The following is a 1,168-nucleotide window of genomic DNA, read 5'->3' as shown; positions in this document are numbered from 1 at the left end:
ATCCGGGATGTCGACCGCAGACAGCCTGGTCAATCCACTGAAAACTGGCTCAACGGCATCATGCGAGAGATGGCGAAAACCCGCGGCGCAAACCTGATGCATTAATTTTACCCTCCCTCTCAGGCTGAAGTGCTAAGCCGCGGGGCCGTCATTGTTGACCACATCTCGACAACTGGGCCGTACAGATCAGCCGCTTGGCTTGTCTCATCAGTCCTTCTGATCGCGCTCGACGAATTTGTTGAAACGGCTGGCTTTCCCCTCCCCGGTCTTGGCCTGATACAGAAAGGCCAGATCGTTCTCGTCGAATATCCGGAAGAACTCGTCCCATTCGATGGGCTCGAATGCTTCCTCAGGCTCACCGAAGTCGATCCGCAGGATGCCGCCCTCGCCTTTTGTGCGCACCACTGCCGGCCGGCCGTCCCGCTCCTCGGCCCACTTGCGAATTTCGTCGTGGTCGGTGGTCGTTTGCGACTGAGACATTGAAATCTCCTTTGATCGGCGTTGCTCCATGGGACACGCGGGCTGTCGGGCGTCCTAACAGCACAAGGGCGTCAATGTTCCAGCACCGCGCCGTGATCGCGATGCCGGCTCCCAACGAAGTCCGCCAAAGGAACTTTGTTGAAGCAAGGGAACAAACCTTTTGCCGAAAAGTTCGGGGCGCCGAGGTTACTGGTCTGAGGAGTCGTCGTGAAACGCATATTGGTTACAGGAGGCTGCGGCTTCATCGGCCGGCATGTCGCACAGGAACTCGTCGAGCAGGATTATTCGGTTCGCATCCTCGATGCGCTGCTGGAGCAGGTGCATGCGGGCGAAGCCGTCGCGCTTCCCGCCGGGACCGAACTGATCAAGGGTGATGTCCGAGACCGGGAGGCGGTCGCCGGTGCGCTGGAAGGTGTTGACGCGGTCATTCATCTGGCGGCGGAAGTCGGTGTCGGACAATCGATGTACGAGATCGCGCGCTATGTCGGCGCCAATGATCTCGGCACCGCAACGCTACTTGAAGCACTGATCAAGCACCCGGTCGAACGGATCGTCGTCGCCTCGTCGATGAGCGTCTATGGCGAAGGGCTCTATGCAACGCCAGACGGCCGGCGCATCGACAATGCCCGGCGCAAGGCGAGCGACATCAAAAGCGGGCAATGGAATCCGCTGTCGCCAGAGGGAGCCC

General features: G+C 59.8%; 2 protein-coding genes. One reads left to right on the top strand and one right to left on the bottom strand.

The genetic code is table 11. The features are described from left to right. Nucleotides 1-207: 207 nt before the first annotated feature. Complete coding sequence (locus tag EN925_RS36750; protein WP_013533191.1) at nucleotides 208-480, bottom strand: hypothetical protein; 273 nt, start codon at nucleotides 478-480, stop codon at nucleotides 208-210. A 207-nt stretch (nucleotides 481-687) separates the two neighbouring features. Here EN925_RS36750 and EN925_RS36745 point away from each other — a divergent pair. Continuing rightward, nucleotides 688-1,168: SDR family NAD(P)-dependent oxidoreductase (locus tag EN925_RS36745; protein ID WP_128337413.1), on the top strand; the 481-nt coding region annotated here is incomplete at its 3' end.

Origin of the sequence: Mesorhizobium sp. M7A.F.Ca.US.006.04.2.1 (assembly GCF_004022915.1) — a bacterium.
Classification (GTDB): Bacteria; Pseudomonadota; Alphaproteobacteria; order Rhizobiales; family Rhizobiaceae; genus Mesorhizobium; species Mesorhizobium ciceri.
This window is presented reverse-complemented; position numbering and strand designations above follow the sequence as displayed.